The organism is Fischerella sp. JS2 (assembly GCF_032393985.1).
In the GTDB taxonomy this organism is placed as follows: Bacteria; Cyanobacteriota; Cyanobacteriia; order Cyanobacteriales; family Nostocaceae; genus Fischerella.
Window position 1 is genome coordinate 4,754,711 of sequence record NZ_CP135918.1, and the last position, 17,759, is coordinate 4,772,469.

Below are 17,759 nucleotides of genomic sequence, written 5' to 3' on the forward strand. Positions count from 1 at the left end.
TGTAAGGATGTGAGGCGATGATTCATGAGTCGATACAGCATGATAATTCAATGGTCTAATGGTCTGACGAAGATCAGCTTTTCCTGGTTAGGATTCCAGAGTTTGCTGATCGCTTTGTTATAGCTATAGATGAGCGATCGCGCATGAGTGCGATCGCTTACTATAAAGTCCAAATACTAGCAAAATAACTGGAAGCGATCGCCCAATTGAAAAACTCAGGTGCTAATGAGCAAGATGCGATCGCTACTTTTTTTGCTAAATTTTCGTGAAAGTGCGAGTGATAGAAGTTATATCAAGTTCGGTTAATCACTTAGAATAAAAAACCTCACAAGAACAGCCCCTTCACCCCTAATCCCCACTCCCTTAGGGGAGTGGGGCCCCCGAGTTCCCCAGAGGGGACCCCCCCATCCCCTCTCCTTGCTAAGGAGAGGGGTGCCGAAGGCGGGGTGAGGTAAAAGGGAATTGTAAGTAATCATGCGAACTTGATATTAATGAAAAATTGAAGCGGATAGGTTTGTTGATGAAGGGTCTAAAGCAGTAGAATCTCTGTTCTCAAAATCAAGCCTACTGGTAGATAGGAGCCATGATAACTGCTAATTATGACACAATGAGCGTTGATGAGTTAAGACAACATGTATTTTGTAGCGGAAAGCTGGGCAACCATCTGTGCACGAGATGAAACTTCAAGCTTACGAAACATTCGCTTGAGAGCTTGCTTAACTGAATTCTCAGTAATCCAAAGTTCATTCCCAATTTCTGCGTTGGTTCGTCCCAAAGCAACTAATTCAGCTATTTGCAATTCACGAGGCGTTAAGCAATCTGTTTTGAACCGTTGGTATTGAAATCGTACTGTTGCAGCCCAAACTGACAAGTGCAAACAGACTGCACTCAAATCGGCTAGATTTTGTGAATCAAAGGCAGGCATTGACTGTTGGCGTGTGCAACCCACAACACCTATTAATTGACCACTGCTGATGATCGGTCCTGCCATCACATGCCAATGATCTGGTCGAGGACAAATCATTGTCCAAACCTTGGGTGATGTTACCAATGCCTCGTGAACAGGAGCATGACGCTCTACGAGATAACGCACAACCGGATATACGTTCGATAGATAGCCCAATTTGCAGTGTTTTTTGAAGATTACGATCTGCTAAAGACAGTTGATCGAAGAAAAAAATACCCCATCGCTTTGCCGCAAAATACTCACCAATTTTCGGTACGATGCGCGATCGCAGGTCTTGTTCATCCTTGAGGTGGTTGATGGCTTCAAATAAAAGCTGCAAGGAACTGGTCATTGTCGCGATGGCAAAAAGTGTACTTGATCGAGGACTGGGCGCAGGAAACTGCCTCTTTTAATCTTAGCTGTAGTGCTAATGACAGGAGAAAACCGATGTCCCAATATGCTCACCCTGAAGTTTTGGTCGATACGCAATGGCTGATGGATCACCTCAACGATCCGATGGTGCCTGTGGTTGAAGTCGATATGAGTCCAGAACCCTACAAAGATGCTCATATTCCTGGTGCAATTTTCTGGAATATCTTTGCGGATCTACTTATGCCCGACCTCCGCATGAATCTAGAGCAAGTTGCCATTGAGAAACTGATGTCGCGATCGGGAATTTCTCAGGAAACGACTGTGATTGTCTATGGCAGTTACCCCGGCACAGGAGCCTGGATATTTTGGCTTTTGCAACTTTTTGGACATGAGAGAGTGTATGTCCTCAATGGTGGACATCAGAAATGGGTGGCGGAAGGTCGTCCAGTGACATCAGAGTTGTCAAGCTTCGCACCTACTCAGTACCATGCAATATCTTTTGATCCCAATTTGCGAGTTCTACAGGCAGAGGTTCAGACATCTCTGGGGCGCTCGGATTGCGTGTTGTTAGATGTCCGTACTCTTCAAGAGTACCGTGGCGAAGTATTTATGATCAAGCCACCAGAAGGGTCGGAACGTGGGGGACATATCCCAGGTGCTGTGCATCTTGAGCATACTCTCACGCTGAATGAAGATGGCACGTTTAAGTCAGTAGAAGAGTTACGCACTCTCTATGGCAGCCGAGGCATTACAGCTGATAAAGAAGTATTTCCTTACTGTGCCATTGGTGGACGATCTGCATATATCTGGTTTGTTTTGAAGTATTTACTCGGCTATCCCAACGTGCGAAATTATGATGGATCGTGGAATGAGTGGAGCCGTCTACCTCATGCACTGATTGATCAAGGTTAAATCATTTCAGCCTATGATATTGGAAGTGGCAATTCTTGATATTAAACCTGGTTCGGCTGAAGAGTTTGAAGCTGCATTCAAAACAGCCTCAAAGATTATTGCTTCTATGTCGGGCTATGTCTCCCATGAACTTCAACGATGTCTAGAGACTACAAATCGTTATATTCTGCTTGTACGCTGGCAGCAATTAGAAGACCATACGGTTGGATTTCGACAATCGTCAAAATATCAAGAGTGGCGATCGCTACTGCACCACTTCTATGATCCATTTCCGACTGTGGAGCATTATGAAAGCGTTTTATTTAACTCTGGATCTGAGTGAGAATCCATTGACCTCAAAGATCATTATGTTAAAGAATTTGGGATAAAAACTTGCGGGTACGTTCCTGCTGGGGATTTTGGAAAAACTCTAAGGGTGTGGCTACTTCTACAATGACACCTCCATCCATGAGAATAACTCGGTCAGCTACCTCCCTGGCAAACCCGACTTCGTGAGTGACAACCACCATCGTCATTCCATCCGCAGCAAGAGTCTTAATGACATCCAATACTTCACGTACCATCTCTGGATCGAGAGCAGAGGTTGGTTCATCGAATAGCATAACTTTGGGTTGCATTGCCAAAGCCCGGGCGATCGCTACCCGTTGCTGCTGTCCTCCTGAAAGTTGTCCTGGATATTTGTGTGCTTGTTCCAAGATTCCCACTCGTTCTAATAACTGCATCGCCGCTTCTTCAGCTTTAATGCGCGATCGCTTACGCACCCAAATTGGCGCTAAAGTAATATTCTGTAGCACTGTCAAATGTGGAAATAAGTTGAACTGCTGAAACACCATCCCCACTTCCCGCCGAATTGCTTCGATATTACGTAAATCATCTGTTAAAGCAATTCCATCTATTTCTATACGTCCTTTTTGATAGTCTTCTAAGGCGTTAAAAGTGCGAATAAAAGTCGATTTGCCGGAACCAGAAGGACCCATAATCACCACTACTTCTCCCCGGTTTACTGTCAGGCTGACACCCTGCAAAACGTGAAATTTGCCATACCATTTATGTACATCTTGGGCAACAATAATTGGCTCTTTTATATTCATAAAAAGTTTTAAACCTTCTTTGTAAAACCTTCTGCCTTCTTTTTACCTTTGCCCAATTCCCAACTGCTTTTCTAATCGTCTAGAAGTTAAGGACATTGCATAACAAAATATCCAGTAAAGTAAACCAACAAATAAATAAACTTCAGCATAACGATTCAGAAATTGTGGTTGTGCCAGAATTGAACGGGAAATACCAGTTAATTCTAATAATCCTACAATTGATAATAAGGAAGTATCTTTAAACAAACCAATAAATTGTCCAACCAAAGCCGGAATCACTGCTCGTAAAGCTTGTGGCAAAATAATAAGTAACATCATCAAAGGAGTATTTAATGCTAAGGCTCTAGCTGCTTCATATTGACCATGAGGAATTGATTGTAGTCCTCCACGCACATTTTCTGCTAAATAGGCAGCACTAAAAAGGGTTAAACCCGCAATACCTCTGATAACTCGATCTAAACGAAATTCTATTGGCAAAAATAACGGTAGCATTACCTGAGCTAAAAATAAAATACCAATCAGTGGCAATCCCCGCACAATTTCAATATAAAGAATAGAAAAATTTTTGATCACAAATAATTTACTTTGACGCCCCAATGCCAAGAGAACACCCAAAGGAAAAGAAAGCACTATACTGATGACAGCAGTGACGAGAGTCAGTAGTAAGCCATTCCATAAATTAGTATCTACAGGTTGTAATCCTAAACCACCCCCAATTAACCACAACACTACTGGAAATGATAGCGCCCATGCTACGGGTAAAAAAGTATTAAAACGACTGGAAAGACGCTGTGTAAAAATTACCCATGACACAAAAGAAAGACTCAAAATAATAGCCAGTACTAACCATAGTCGCCAGTAAAGTTCCGCAGGATAACGACCCACTAAAAATAAAGATAAATTAGCTTGAATTACTGACCATTGGGCTTGTTTAAATATCCAGTTAAAAATATTTGTAATTGCCGAACTTACCAGCAAAATGCAAACTACAGTTAAAAAACTGTTATACCAGCTATTAAAAAGATTTTTTTTCACCCATTTTTGAATATTTTGATTTGCCATCCGCTTATCTTTCCTTTAACTGCACAGTCTGGTTCAACAAATTCATCATGAATGAAATAACTAAACTGATGGTTAAATAAGTAATCATAATTAGCAGCATCACTTCTACAGCCCTACCAGTTTGGTTAAAAGTAGTGGAAGCCACAAAGTAAATATCAGGATAACCAATTGCTATAGCTAAACTTGAGTTTTTGGCTAAATTCAGATATTGACTTGTTAATGGTGGAATAATTAACCGTAAAGCTTGGGGAAAAATCACTAAACGCAATATTAATTTTGATTTAAAACCTAATGCTTTTGCAGCTTCCCATTGTCCTTTTGGAACTGATAAAATCCCAGCTCTAATAATTTCGGCAATAAAAGCTCCAGTATACAAAGTTAATCCCAGAGCTAATGTTGATAATTCGGGAGAAAGTTGAATACTAAAAGGTAAATAAATTCCACGATTACTAATTTGAATTAATCCTAAAAAAGAAATTGTGCTTTCTGATTTTGGCAAGCTCAAAAATATCGCAAAATACCAGAAAAACAACTGTAGTAGTAAGGGTGTGTTACGGAGAATTTCCACATAAATTAAAGCCAGTTTCTTTACTAACAAATTATCAGATAGCCGTGCTATTCCTACAGTAATACCAACAACTGTAGCAAAGATAATCCCGAAAATTATTACCCGCAGAGAGTTGAGCAGACCTACTAATAAAGCACGACGATAGGGGTCAGAAGCCTGATAAGCAATAGGAGTTTCACTAATATCAAAGGATGCTTGGGAATTGAGAAAATCAAACCCTAATTGAATACCTAGTCGCTGTAAATTATCTGTCAGGTTTACCCATAACTGTAGTGCGATCGCAACTGCGATAAAAACAGCACCCAGTTGGATGACAATACCCCAAAACTTCCGGTTGTACCAAATAGGAGTCATTTGATTTTGGATTTTAGATTTTGGATTTTGGATTGGGGATTGGTTAGTATATTATTCTCCCTGTTCCCCTTTCTCTGTTCATAGATTACCGAAATGGCGGAGCGTAAACAATTCCACCTTGATTCCAAAGTTTATTTAGTCCTCTATCTAGTTTTAACTGTGAATTTTTACCTAAATTACGCTCGTAAATTTCACCATAATTTCCCACATGTTTAATAATTCTGGCAACAAAATCATTGGAAAGACCTGCTCCTTTGCCTAAATCTCCTTCTGTTCCTAGAAGTCGTTTGATTTCTGGATTGCTACTATTGGTTAATTGACTAACATTTTGTGAATTTACACCTAATTCTTCTGCATTTATCAAACCATACACAGTCCATTTGACGGCATCAAACCATTTAGAATCGCCATTAGCGACGGCGGGTGTCAAGGGTTCTTTGGAAAGTACTAAATCCAACACTACATGATCATCTGGTTTTGAGAAGGTGCTACGCCGAGAAACTAGCTGGGAACGATCAGAAGTTATGGCTTCACAGCGACCTTGTTCATAGGTTGCGTAGGTAGTATTTACATCCTCAAAGACCAATGGTTTGTAAGTTATACCTTTTTGACGCATTTGATCGCTGAGGTTCTGTTCATTGGTGGTTCCGGTTTGGGTACAGATAGATTTGTCTTTAAGATCCTCTAGCTTTTTAATATTGCTATTTTTACGTACCATAATCCCTTGACCGTCATAAAATACCACTGGTGCAAATTCTAAACCTACAGAGGTATCACGGCTGATAGTCCAGCTGGTGTTACGACTGAGGATATCTACTTCACCTGTTTGCACGGCGGTAAAGCGTTCTTTGGCGTTTAAATTGCGAAATTCGACTTTTTTCGGGTCGTCAAAGATAGCAGCTGCGATCGCTCGACAAATATCTACATCTAATCCTGCATATTCGCCATTAGCTTTGACATAGCTAAATCCTGGCAATTGTCCACTGACTCCACAAATCAGTTTGCCACGATTTTTGATTGTATCTAAGCGGCTATTACTTCCTGCCGATCTACTACTACAAGCACTCATTGACAAAATTAAAGGAAGAGCAGCCAACAGCAATAAACTCCATTTATACCATTTACGTATCAACATTGATTTTGTAATCTCCTTCAATTACAGTTATCAGTTATCAGTTTTATCACTTGGGTAAGGCTCACTCTAGCAACCACTACCCACGTACTTCTTTCCTGTTCCCTGATTTAATAGTCTGAATATGATGTCCGGCTAATTGCTTACAATATAAAGCTTAGGTATTGAGCATTGGGGATGGTGAAAAATAACTCATTATCACCAATTACCCATTACCAATTACTGACCCCAACGGATAATATAAGTGTTCAGACGAACATGATATGACGTATTTTGCTCAACAAAAAGCACTTGATTTTTATCCCCACTCATGAAAAGATTCTTGATAACAGCTAATCACTAATTATCTATCGGTATAACGTATTTAATTGAAATAGTAGTATCATTGATTGGTGAGGTAAATACAATTCCACATCTGAATCTTGCGATCGCATATGCTAGCAATGGCCATATCCAAATTAGCTGTGGAAGGTTCCAGATGGTTGCTGGGGTGTAATAGTTTTCACTCTCAAGGGTGATCTTGCAATACCTAACCTAAACTATAGTTAACTTATAATTAACCTTTATTTAGCTTTCTCGTAAATGACAAGCACTGTCAGTATTGGGGAAGATACAGATGCTAAGTTGAAAACGCCTCCTAATTTAATCTCTGAGTGGAAGCAAAGCGAACATCACTATCAGTCAAAAAAAACAACCATATCAGAGTTAACTGAGTGGAAATCAGTTAGCTATTGGAAAGAGCAGGGAATTAATTTCATTGTCCTTCTTGCAGGTCTATTAGTAGCAAGAATGCTAGGCCTCAAAGGCTGGGCAGCAATATTATTCTACCTAATTACTGTTGATCTAACTTTGAAGGTAATTGAGCAAACAGAAAGTACAAACCAGGAAAATGTTAGCAGGGAAAAGATAAATTCAGTACAATCTCAAAAATTTGCCTACACTATTGTTCATGCAATTCCGGGACGAGTTAGATTTAACGTGCCTCGGATTGCCCAAGATTTGATATATGCACAGTGGCTGGAAAAATTGCTCGCAACTGATGCCTACGTAACAAGTGTCCGCGTTAATCTTAATGCCGCATCAATTGTGATCAGTTATAAAACTAATGTAATGTCAGATTCCCAGATGCAGGAGCATCTGGCTATTTTGATTGAGTCTACAGGCGATGCATTAGTAAAGACATTTACAATGCCATTCATCTTCCCTGCTTGCTCTTTAGAAGTACGACAGGCTTCTATTTCATCAGAAAGTTGCTGTTTGCTCAAAAGTAAATCTGGAAAAGAACTCAGAGGCGGTGCATTGGCAGCAAGGAATCATAGACTTCATCACATTGGTGTATTAATTTAACTGCTAAAATTCTTTCGGTTGATACCATAGCATTAAATTCAACTTAGAGCAGTAGCAATCCCCTCCACTGATTTCTGGCTCGTGGTTAGCTATCCAATCATATATTTGTGCTGCTTGTGCTAACGCTACTTGTTCTGAACGATAAAGCCGAGGACTAGGACAGAAAGCTTTGCCATTGATATGTATGGCTGCAATCTGCCAATAATCGCTACCTTCACCCTCTGGTACAACTTCTAAAAACCCGTTACTATATGGCGAGATTATTCCTACATTCATTTGAAGTCAAAACCAATAGACTGATGAAGGTTTGAGCGCAATTTGTTAGTGTTAACTCTGGATCGCTGTTGAGTAAATGTCATCACTAGGAACGCAAAAGCAATTAACAGCAGGAATACATTTGACAATTTAGCTTGAGCAGCAGGAGGAGAATTTGAATCCTACTATTGACATAAATTCTTTATTCAATCTAGATACATTGATTGAATTTCTATTGGGAATTAGTTTGAGCGCCGCAGCTGGCTTTAGAGTATTTGTACCACTGTTAGTATTGAGTGCGGCTTCGGTATTAGGACATTTTGATTTGCCAACAGACTTTGATTGGTTGGAAACGCCTCAAGCCTTGATTGTATTCACAGCTGCTTGTTTGCTGGAAATTATTGGATACTACATTCCTTGGCTAGATCATCTGCTAGATACTGTTGCCACGCCTGCTGCATTTATTGCTGGGACAATTGTAGCAGCATCGGTTGCCCCGGAAATGAACCCTTTGGTGCAATGGACGTTAGCTTTAATAGCTGGTGGTGGTAGTGCAGGGTTAACGAAGGTATTAATGAATATTTTACGAATCACCTCTACAGGCGTATCAGGCGGATTAACTAATCCAGTTGTGTCAACCATTGAGTTAGTGATCGCAATTGCACTATCTGTATTAGCGATCGCTTTACCAGTGGTAGCAGGAATCATCGTCATTGGTTTTCTAATATTTGCCCTGCAAAGCATCTGGAAGTTTTTCAACAGAAAACCATCTTCTCAGCCTAACGAAAATGTCATTTAGAACTACTTAAATCTGTGATTACTATCACAATGCTGCTTAATTTAAATTCCCATCTTGCGAGTGAACTTTTGTGAAATTGGCATAGCTAGTATCAAAGAGCCATAGGGCAAATTACCCTTTGCCTTTAGCCCCCAATTTTTTTAGAGGGGGCTTTTATTTTTACTATTTTCTGAATTTCAGTCTCATACTATTTATCCAAAAAATGACTACGAATGTTCTTGGCTTTTAGTAAGCACTTAAGTGCTGACTACGAACCGTGTGTTGTAGAGACGTGACATGACATATCTCTGCGCTTTTAAGAGTTGGTATAAGTTAAGTAATACCACTTATGTAAATCCTTTATATATAAACTTATCAAAAATTAGTTATACAATTTCACAAAATTATTGTTAAAAATTCTCTTCCTTGTCTTCCTTGTCTTCCTTGTCTTCCTTGTCTTCCTTGTCTTCCAGTTCACCAAGTGTATCAGAATTATGGTGAAACGATATTACAAAGAAAAATTTTGTGACCAGTCTTCGACCATCGCAACTATATAGGTAATACCCCAATTACCTATTAGCGATCTAGGCGGACATAATATAACTTAACCCTGCTATTTATTAGTAATCACAACATTAACAAAAATGCTAACTTCTCAAATTCAAGACAATTTCGATTTCAGCCAATCAATAAATTCCCCTGTTAATCACGTCTTTGTATTTTTGGAAATTTTTTCTTGTGAAGGTGGGATTCAATCTTATGTCAAGGACATTTTTCAAGCCTATTTGACGTTAACAAAACCAATACATGCAGATATATTTATATTGCGTGATGCCCCTGGTTGCACAAATCCGTTTGTATCTGATCGTTGCCAGTTTCATTATTTTAAAACTCCGTCTCCCCAATTAGGACGAGCAAAAATTATGATCGCATTACTCACTCATCTTATCCGTCGCCGACCCCAGCATGTTTTTTGTGGTCATATCAAGCTAGCGCCCTTGGTAGGGATGCTATGTAAATTTCTGGGAATTCCTTATACTGTAATCACTTACGGTAAAGAAGTTTGGCAACCATTACCAAAGTCGATGCAATCTAGCCTGCAAAAAGCAGCACAAGTTTGGACAATCAGCCGCTACACTCGTGAAGTTGCCTGTAGTGCTAATCATCTTAATCCTGATCGCGTCAAAATTCTACCCTGTGCTGTGGATGGCGATCGCCTCACACCTGGAGACAAACCAGCTAGTTTAATAGAACACTATGGTTTACAAGGAGCGAAAGTATTAATGACTGTAGCGCGGTTGTGGTCTGGTGATATTTATAAAGGTGTAGATATTACAATTCAAGCCTTACCACAAATTGCTCAAGTTTTCCCAGAAGTGAAATATTTAGTAATAGGTCGTGGTGATGATCAACCGCGTCTGGCCAAATTAGCACAAGATTTGGGAGTAAGCGATCGCGTTGTGTTTGCTGGTTTTGTACCCACAGAAGAACTCGTGGAACACTACCGCCTTGCTGATGCTTACATTATGCCTTCTCAAGAAGGGTTTGGTATTGTCTATTTAGAAGCAATGGCCTGTGGTGTACCCGTGCTATCTGGTGATGCTGATGGTTCAGCCGAGCCATTGCAGGATGGTAAACTCGGATGGCGAGTCCCACACCGCGATCCTGATGCTGTAGCTGCGGCTTGTATTGAAATCCTCAAAGGCGAAGATCAACGTTGTAATGGTGAGTGGTTGCGAGAAATGGCGATCGCTAATTTTGGGATAGAAGCCTTTCAAAAACGGTTACAACAAGAATTTTTGGCTTGTTAATAATTTGTTGAATCAAGAAACAAGAGCAAGTTCATCATTGAGTAGTCCAGCAATCCAATCCCATCGTGAGCCAAATTGTAGAAAGCGATTTGGCTCACTATTTTAAGGATACAGAAACTTTTATCACGAACTTGTTTATATTATTTTTATTCTCATTTGCTCTATCGAGAGTAGTAAATTATTTTTAGATTAAAAAATTTAAACTCTCTGCTTTTTTGAAAAAAAATGGTGAAAATATCTGCAGTAATGTTTGTTCATTTAGAAAAAAACCGTTCAGATGATCAACAAAAATTAAAAAATTCAGATTCAGACAGATGGGAAAAAAGAAATAACTGCCATTTCCATCGTAATGACATTACCTGTTTCTTTTTCTAAATTTAGAGGTTAACAAAAATGTCAAAGCTTGTTTCAGTAATTATACCCTGCTTTAATGCCGCTAGATGGTTAGCAGAGGCAATAGATAGCTGCTTGCAACAAACTTATCCTAATATTGAAATTATTGTCATTGATGATGGTTCAACTGATAACTCTTTAGAAATTCTCAAAAGTTATGGTGACAAAATTATCTGGAAAAGTTGCTCTCATCAAGGAGGAAATTACGCTAGAAATTTCGGCTTTGCTTTATCAAAGGGAGAGTATATTCAGTTCTTGGATGCAGATGACTACATCTTACCTGAAAAAATCGAAAGGCAAGTGCGCTTTTTAGAAACAACGGGGGCAGATGTTGTTTATGGTGATTGGAGATACAAGCATCATTTACCCGACGGAACAAGTTATTTAGACAAAATTGAGATTCCGGGAGAACAAGCAGATATTCTTGAATCTCTACTATTAGATTGGTGGACTGCTGTTGCTTCTTTATTCTATAGAAGAACAGCTGTAGAAAAAAGTGGTGGCTGGGATGAAGAATTAGCAGTCGCACAAGATAGAGATTTTTTCTTATCAGTCGTTATCAGTGGTGCTAAAGTCGTATATCAACCAGGTTGCTATTCAGTTTACAGACGCTATGGCTATATCACAGTCTCCAGTTCCTCGTCAAGGCGCTGGATTCAATACCACTCTATAGTTTTAAAAAAAGCAGAAAATAAGCTATTGAAGTTAAATAAACTTGGCGATAAATATCGTTATGCTATAGCTCAATGCTATTTGAACCAGGCTAGAGTGGCTTTAAGGCATAACTATTTTAAATTATACTTTAAATTAGTAGAAGAAGTTTTAATTACCTACCCAAGCTTTAAGAAGAAAAGTAGAAAAGCAATTTATATTTTTCTACAAAATCTTTGTGGCTTTCGTCAGAGTGAAAGACTTGTCTTTTCTTTTCTTTTTACTCGCAAGGTTGTCCGTTATACAATAAAACCTTTTACACAAATTAAAAAAATAGGGCAAGTTAGTAGTTGAGTAGTCCGCAAATCAAATTAAACCACAAGCCCAAATTCTTCTTGCAAACAGTTTATTCCACTAACCATTGGGAAAAATCTTGACTAAATTTGGAAAGTGATAATAGCTGAATGCGTGGATCATTTTGGGTTGTAGTTTTTTCTGAGGGAGTGTTATAACCCCAATCTGCGAGGAAAAGTTTTACATCTTTAAGGTCTATTTGTTGATCTACTAGTTGTAATGTTTTTAATCTGTCTTCCACAAACCAGACCGTTTCTGTAGGTACTTTGTGTAATTGAATTAATTCTCGTAAAATTTCGTATTTAGGGCGCTTCACTTCTTTACCAAAAATCTCTTTTGATCCTAGTTCTATTCCTTCTTGGTGCAATAATTGTTGGACAAAACGTCCTTCTTTTGTAGAGATAACATATAATTTGGTTGTACTGGCAATAGTAGATTTAAGTTTCTCAATTACACCTGAATAAAATTTATGCAAACTCAACCAACCTTCTAAATCTGTAGCAATCCATTCATCGCGTAATTTGTCTAATTTAGTGCTTATTTCTTTGGCATTAAGATGATCTGCTAGCAAAATTTTCTGGTTAATACTGTGCCAATGCTGGAGAATTTCTGCTTCTGTAATTCCCTCTAACAAGGCTTTAACTAAAACAGGCATTTCCCAACCTGTTTCAATTACGGGTCTGAGTCGATAAAATTGAGAAGCTAAACCATCTGGTGGCGTTTCATTAGTAGGGAACCACACTTGGCAATAAGTACGCCATGCTACCTCAAAATATTCAATTAGTCCGTCGCAAATTACACCATCAAAGTCTAGGGCGAGAATTGAGGGAATATTTGCCATTGTTTTTTTAGATTAAAGCTGCTGTTGTCAGCTTAGCGTATTCATGAATTTAAATTTTGCATTTTTATATGAATTCATCGCAAGAATTTTCTGCCACAATCAAAAATTCATGAATAACGAACACAGATGCACACAGATGCACACAGATGCACACAGATAAATCATTGGTGTGTATCTGTGTATATTGTTTTTTACTCTTGATTTTTCAAATTCTGTCTATGATTAAAAACACCATGATTAGGACTAAATAACAAAGCTAACACAAATAATCCTGATACCACTAAAACGATCGCAGGGCCAGAAGGTAAATTATAAAAGTAACTTAAATACATGCCACTAATACTAGAAATGACCCCAATTACTGCCCCTAATATCATGACTTCGTGTAGGCGTTGCACTAATAAATAGGCAGTAGCTCCTGGTGTAATTAATAGTGATAATACTAAAATAACACCAACGGCTTTCATGCTAGCGACTATTGTTAAAGCAATCAACAGCATAAGTCCAAAATTGAGGCGATTCACTGGTAGACCTGCTGCTTGTGCGCCTAAAGGATCAAATGTGTAAAATAGAAGTTCTTTGTAGAGCAAAAAAACAACTACAAATACTATGGCTGCAATAATAGCTGTATCTCTTACATCCTGTATAGTTACGCCCAAAATATTCCCAAAAAGAAAATGGTTGAGGTCAATTTTATTTTCTTTTTGAATGACAGTAATTAAAGTCACACCAAGAGCAAAAAATGCCGAGAATACTATTCCCATTGCAGCATCTTCTTTGATAGGCGATCGCATCCTGATCCAGGCGATACATGTTGTACTCAAAACCCCAGCAATGAAAGCCCCAATAAAGATGTTAGCACCCAACAAAAAAGCGATCGCTAATCCAGGTAAAACCGAGTGGCTGATTGCATCACCCAGCAAAGCCAGGCGTTGTACCATCAAGTAGCTACCCACAACCGCACACAACATCCCTACCAAAATGGCGATAATCAGCGATCGCTGCATAAAGCCATATTGTAAAGGCTCAATCAACGCTTCTAACATAGTTGTCCTTTGTTCTTTGTCATTTGTCATTAGTCATTTGTCCTTTGTCATACCAATGACCAATGACTAATGACTAAATTACGCTGCCTCTTTCCAAAAGATTACATTACCATCGTAGGCGCGAGACAAGTTTTCTTGAGTTAAAACCTGTTGTCGAGAACCTGTAGCGATTAAGTCACGATTTAATAAAATTAATTCATCAAAATGAGAGATTGACTCACCCAAGTCATGATTCACAACAAGAACTATTTTGCCAGCAGTAGTCAGTTCGTGGAAGACTTGAAAAATCACTGACTGAGTTTTCTGATCGATACCTACAAAAGGTTCGTCAAAGCAAAAAATTTCTGCTTCCTGTGTTAAAGCACGTGCTAAGAACACTCGTTGTTGCTGTCCACCAGAAAGCTGTCCAATAGGACGATTACGGTATTCACCCATGCCTACTCGTTCTAGTGCAGTTTTTGCTACTTGCCGACTCACCGTACTAAAACCCCGTAACCAGCCTGTTTTTTTTACCCTTCCCATCATGACTACATCCCAAACAGTGGCGGGATAAGTCCAATCAATTTGACTGCGCTGGGGTACGTAAGCGACTTGATCTAGTTGCTGCATTAAGGGTTTACCTTTATACAGTATTTTGCCACTACTGGGAACCAATCCCAACATTGCTTTCATCAGCGTACTTTTACCAGCACCATTGGGGCCAAAAATACCCGTGAGTTGTCCTGGTTTGATGAGGCAATTTATGTCTCTGAGGGCTTCCACTGCTCGATAGTACACGCTTAAATGAGCAATGGTAATAGCATCACTAACATTATTTTCAATAGCTTTTATCTCTGTACTAAGTATTTCTACTGCTTGAGCTTGAGGTTGGCTTGGGTCTAAAAATAGCATTTCCATAGTTGTGTTTTTATAGTTCTTAACTTCAGCTTACTATAAAAATGAAAAGAAAATGAAAACATCTATAACTGGGAATAATGTTCGTTATAAGTAAAGCTAATACTGTGGGTAGAAGACTGGAAGCAGAAGGGGGACAAGGGAGAAAAATAGCTTTCTTGTTGCCATTATCCACCTCTTCCCTGTGGTGGCAAATCTGCCAAAATGCTTGTCTAGCGATACTTTTACCGCTTGCTTTATTAAGCTGTACGCCATCAAATTCCGACTCAAGGGCGGATGACAAGGCGCAAGTTGTGGCAACTAGCACAATTATTGCTGATTTAGCACAGGAGGTTGGAGGAGATGAAATTGAATTAACAGGAATCCTTCAACCGGGTACAGATCCCCATGTCTACGAACCTAGACCACAAGATAGTAGATTTTTAGAAGAAGCAGATTTGATTTTGTATAACGGGTATAACCTAGAACCTGGACTCATTAAGTTGATGAATGCTGCTGGAACAAAGGCGCAGAAGTTAGCGGTGGGAGAAGTCGTCAAACCATTACAGCTAGACAAAGGTAAAGGTGAAGTAGTACCAGATCCGCATGTTTGGGGTGATGTGAAAAATGCGATCGCGATGGTGAATGCAATTCGGGATGCCTTAATTGAGTTATCACCCCAAGACAAAGCCGAATTTACCCAGAATGCACAGCAACTAACTACAGAATTACAACAATTAGATAGCTGGATTAGCCAGCAAATTCAAACGATCCCCCCAAATCAACGCAAACTTGTAACCACCCACGATGCATTTCAATATTATGGACGTGCTTATCAAATTGCGATCGCAGGTACGCTGATAGGTATTAGCACTGAAGAACAGCCTAGCGCCCAAACTGTCAAGCAACTAGTAGAGTCAATCAAAAAAATTGGTGTTCCAGCGATTTTTGCGGAAACCACAATTAACCCAAATTTAATTCAGACAGTAGCACAAGAAGCAGGAGTGAAGTTAGCACCACGTCAACTCTATTCTGATTCCATAGGTGCTGCTGGAAGTGAGGGTGATACCTACAGCAAAATGATGGCAGCAAATACACGGACTATTGTGGAAGCATTGGGAGGAAAGTATACGCCGTTTTCTGCTCAAATACAGGAAAAATAGACTTGAGATGGGGAGGTGGGGAGTGTAGTTCAGTTATCAGTTATCAAATTCTATTACTCACTGTTAACAGTTAACTGTTAACTGATTTCTAACAACCAACAATTAACAATCACCCACCAACTACTAGGATCATTTTCAAACAAGTTGCGGGTAAACTAGACCATACCATAGAGTAATCAAGCAAATCATCGAGATTAATTCCTTCTGCCCTGGTGCCTTCTGCCCTCTGCTTTCTTGTAAATTGGATGGATAGCAAACAAAGACCTATAGGTGTAGATTTATTTGCAGGCGCTGGTGGGATGTCCCTTGGCTTTGAACAAGCTGGGTTTGATGTGCTTGCTGCTGTTGAGTTAGATCCGATTCATTGCGCTACACACAAATATAATTTTCCGTTTTGGTCTACATTGTGTCAAAGTGTCGAATACGCTACAGGCGAAGAAATTAGAAAAATTTCAACTATTGGTAGTCAAGAAATAGATGTTGTGTTTGGTGGTTCTCCTTGTCAAGGTTTTTCAATGATTGGCAAACGTGCTTTTGAAGATCCCCGTAATGCGCTTGTGTTTCACTATTTACGATTAGTTTTAGAACTACAACCTAAATACTTTGTGTTTGAAAATGTACCTGGACTCACAGTTGGAAAACATCGCCAATTTCTCTTAGAAATTATTGAAGAGTTTAGAGAATCAGGTTATGAAGTTGAAACAAACTATCAGGTTCTCAATGCTGCTAATTACGGAGTACCCCAACATCGAGCCAGATTATTTCTTTTGGGATGCCGTCAGGGATTTGATTTACCAGAATATCCTCAACCGCAAACACAACCAGCAAAGTCTAAAAAATCAGTGGGCATTGTACTCAATTCTGATTTACCAAACACGCCTACAGTTTGGGAAGCTATTGGCGATTTACCGGAAGTGAATTTTTATCCAGAATTGTTGAGTAGAGATTGGATAATAGCAGAGTACGGCAAGCCTAGCAACTATAGCAAAAAGCTGCGTGGTTTAGATAGGAGTGCAGATGACTACTCCTATGAACGCCTATTTGATTCTAGAATTTTGACTTCCAGTATTCGCACTAAACATAGTACAGAATCTATACTGAGATTTCAACAAACTGAACCAGGTGAAACTGAACCAATTAGCCGCTTTCATAAACTTGACAAACATGGTATTTGCAATACTCTCAGGGCTGGAACAGCCAGTAATCGGGGGGCTTTTACCTCTCCTCGACCAATTCATCCTGTGAGTCCACGCTGTATTACTGTTCGAGAAGCAGCGCGGTTACACTCCTATCCGGACTGGTTTCGGTTCCATGTCACTAAATGGCACGGCTTTCGACAAGTAGGAAACTCAGTTCCTCCCTTACTTGCAAAAGCGATCGCAACTTCTATTATTCACGTTTTGGGGGTAGTTCCAGTCAAACCACAAACAAAGATGCACTTGGGTGATGAAAGTTTATTGAAACTAAATATGTCTCAAGCTGCTCAATACTACGGTGTTTCTGCACATGTCATCGAACCAAGAAGAAAAGTAATTAAAGATAAGTTCTAAAAATTTTTAAACTCCACACGGCTAACCTATCTGTGCCATCGGTGTGCATCTGTGATCGACTCATAAAAAAATATTTGTCCCAGCCTCAATCCCTACTGTGACTTATATCATGTCCGACTAATTGCTTACGATATAAAGCTTGGGCATTGAGTATTAAGCATCGGGTATAGGAAAATCATCGCTATCTTAATTACCAATTACCCATTACCAATTACCAATTACCGACCCCAACGAGTAATATAAGTGTTCAAGTCGACATG

General features: G+C 39.4%; 16 protein-coding genes and 2 pseudogenes. 9 read left to right on the forward strand and 9 right to left on the reverse strand.

Annotated elements, in window-relative coordinates; genetic code table 11:
• Positions 1–24: 24 nt before the first annotated feature.
• A pseudogene (locus tag RS893_RS20210) lies at positions 25–122 on the forward strand (type II toxin-antitoxin system HicB family antitoxin); the annotation flags it as partial.
• A 500-nt stretch (positions 123–622) separates the two neighbouring features.
• Here the strand turns inward: RS893_RS20210 and RS893_RS20215 are convergent.
• Positions 623–1,298: pseudogene (locus RS893_RS20215) on the reverse strand (LuxR C-terminal-related transcriptional regulator).
• Positions 1,299–1,393: 95 nt separating this feature from the next.
• On the opposite strand from RS893_RS20215, the gene RS893_RS20220 reads away from it, so the two are divergent.
• Both RS893_RS20220 and RS893_RS20225 read left to right on the forward strand, forming a co-directional pair.
• Positions 1,394–2,230 (forward strand): sulfurtransferase, encoded by an 837-nt coding sequence (locus RS893_RS20220; protein ID WP_315787325.1) that lies wholly within the window; start codon positions 1,394–1,396, stop codon positions 2,228–2,230.
• Between the two features lie 13 nt (positions 2,231–2,243).
• Complete coding sequence (locus RS893_RS20225; protein ID WP_315787327.1) at positions 2,244–2,552, forward strand: antibiotic biosynthesis monooxygenase; 309 nt, start codon at positions 2,244–2,246, stop codon at positions 2,550–2,552.
• A 28-nt stretch (positions 2,553–2,580) separates the two neighbouring features.
• Here RS893_RS20225 and RS893_RS20230 read toward each other — a convergent pair whose 3' ends face one another.
• From RS893_RS20230 to RS893_RS20245, 4 genes are all read right to left on the reverse strand, one after another.
• Complete coding sequence (locus RS893_RS20230; protein WP_315787328.1) at positions 2,581–3,321, reverse strand: amino acid ABC transporter ATP-binding protein; 741 nt, start codon at positions 3,319–3,321, stop codon at positions 2,581–2,583.
• A gap of 42 nt (positions 3,322–3,363) precedes the next feature.
• Positions 3,364–4,383 carry an amino acid ABC transporter permease gene (locus RS893_RS20235; protein WP_315787330.1) on the reverse strand — a complete coding sequence of 340 codons (1,020 nt, stop codon included), beginning with the start codon at positions 4,381–4,383 and terminating at the stop codon, positions 3,364–3,366.
• A 4-nt stretch (positions 4,384–4,387) separates the two neighbouring features.
• Positions 4,388–5,305 (reverse strand): ABC transporter permease subunit, encoded by a 918-nt coding sequence (locus tag RS893_RS20240; protein WP_315787332.1) that lies wholly within the window; start codon positions 5,303–5,305, stop codon positions 4,388–4,390.
• Positions 5,306–5,390: 85 nt separating this feature from the next.
• Positions 5,391–6,440 carry an amino acid ABC transporter substrate-binding protein gene (locus tag RS893_RS20245; protein ID WP_315787333.1) on the reverse strand — a complete coding sequence of 350 codons (1,050 nt, stop codon included), beginning with the start codon at positions 6,438–6,440 and terminating at the stop codon, positions 5,391–5,393.
• A 579-nt stretch (positions 6,441–7,019) separates the two neighbouring features.
• On the opposite strand from RS893_RS20245, the gene RS893_RS20250 reads away from it, so the two are divergent.
• Complete coding sequence (locus RS893_RS20250; RefSeq protein WP_315787335.1) at positions 7,020–7,784, forward strand: HMA2 domain-containing protein; 765 nt, start codon at positions 7,020–7,022, stop codon at positions 7,782–7,784.
• 3 nt (positions 7,785–7,787) lie between these two features.
• On the opposite strand, the gene RS893_RS20255 is transcribed toward RS893_RS20250, so the two are convergent.
• On the reverse strand, positions 7,788–8,060 hold the full coding sequence (locus RS893_RS20255; protein WP_315787337.1) for a hypothetical protein: 273 nt from the start codon (positions 8,058–8,060) through the stop codon (positions 7,788–7,790).
• 154 nt (positions 8,061–8,214) lie between these two features.
• Between RS893_RS20255 and RS893_RS20260 the strand changes: the two genes are divergently transcribed.
• The 3 genes from RS893_RS20260 to RS893_RS20270 all read left to right on the forward strand — a co-directional run bounded on the left by RS893_RS20260 (position 8,215) and on the right by RS893_RS20270 (position 12,026).
• A complete protein-coding gene (locus tag RS893_RS20260) occupies positions 8,215–8,838 on the forward strand; it encodes a DUF4126 domain-containing protein (protein WP_315787338.1) in 624 nt (207 codons plus the stop codon).
• 623 nt (positions 8,839–9,461) lie between these two features.
• Positions 9,462–10,628: a glycosyltransferase family 4 protein gene (locus RS893_RS20265; protein ID WP_315787340.1), complete on the forward strand. Its 1,167-nt coding sequence runs from the start codon at positions 9,462–9,464 to the stop codon at positions 10,626–10,628.
• Positions 10,629–11,021: 393 nt separating this feature from the next.
• Positions 11,022–12,026 carry a glycosyltransferase family 2 protein gene (locus tag RS893_RS20270; protein ID WP_315787342.1) on the forward strand — a complete coding sequence of 335 codons (1,005 nt, stop codon included), beginning with the start codon at positions 11,022–11,024 and terminating at the stop codon, positions 12,024–12,026.
• A 52-nt stretch (positions 12,027–12,078) separates the two neighbouring features.
• Here the strand turns inward: RS893_RS20270 and RS893_RS20275 are convergent, their stop codons facing one another.
• The 3 genes from RS893_RS20275 to RS893_RS20285 all read right to left on the reverse strand — a co-directional run bounded on the left by RS893_RS20275 (position 12,079) and on the right by RS893_RS20285 (position 14,810).
• Positions 12,079–12,867, reverse strand: a complete 789-nt coding sequence (locus RS893_RS20275; RefSeq protein ID WP_315787344.1) for an HAD family hydrolase — start codon at positions 12,865–12,867, stop codon at positions 12,079–12,081.
• Positions 12,868–13,058: 191 nt separating this feature from the next.
• Positions 13,059–13,913, reverse strand: coding sequence for a metal ABC transporter permease (locus RS893_RS20280; protein ID WP_315792049.1), 855 nt, complete (start codon positions 13,911–13,913; stop codon positions 13,059–13,061).
• Between the two features lie 78 nt (positions 13,914–13,991).
• A complete protein-coding gene (locus RS893_RS20285) occupies positions 13,992–14,810 on the reverse strand; it encodes a metal ABC transporter ATP-binding protein (protein WP_315787345.1) in 819 nt (272 codons plus the stop codon).
• A 77-nt stretch (positions 14,811–14,887) separates the two neighbouring features.
• On the opposite strand from RS893_RS20285, the gene RS893_RS20290 reads away from it, so the two are divergent.
• Together RS893_RS20290 and RS893_RS20295 are read left to right on the forward strand one after the other, a co-directional pair.
• Positions 14,888–15,949: a metal ABC transporter substrate-binding protein gene (locus RS893_RS20290; protein ID WP_315787346.1), complete on the forward strand. Its 1,062-nt coding sequence runs from the start codon at positions 14,888–14,890 to the stop codon at positions 15,947–15,949.
• Positions 15,950–16,194: 245 nt separating this feature from the next.
• On the forward strand, positions 16,195–17,499 hold the full coding sequence (locus RS893_RS20295) for a DNA cytosine methyltransferase (RefSeq protein ID WP_315787348.1): 1,305 nt from the start codon (positions 16,195–16,197) through the stop codon (positions 17,497–17,499).
• Positions 17,500–17,759 lie beyond the last annotated feature (260 nt).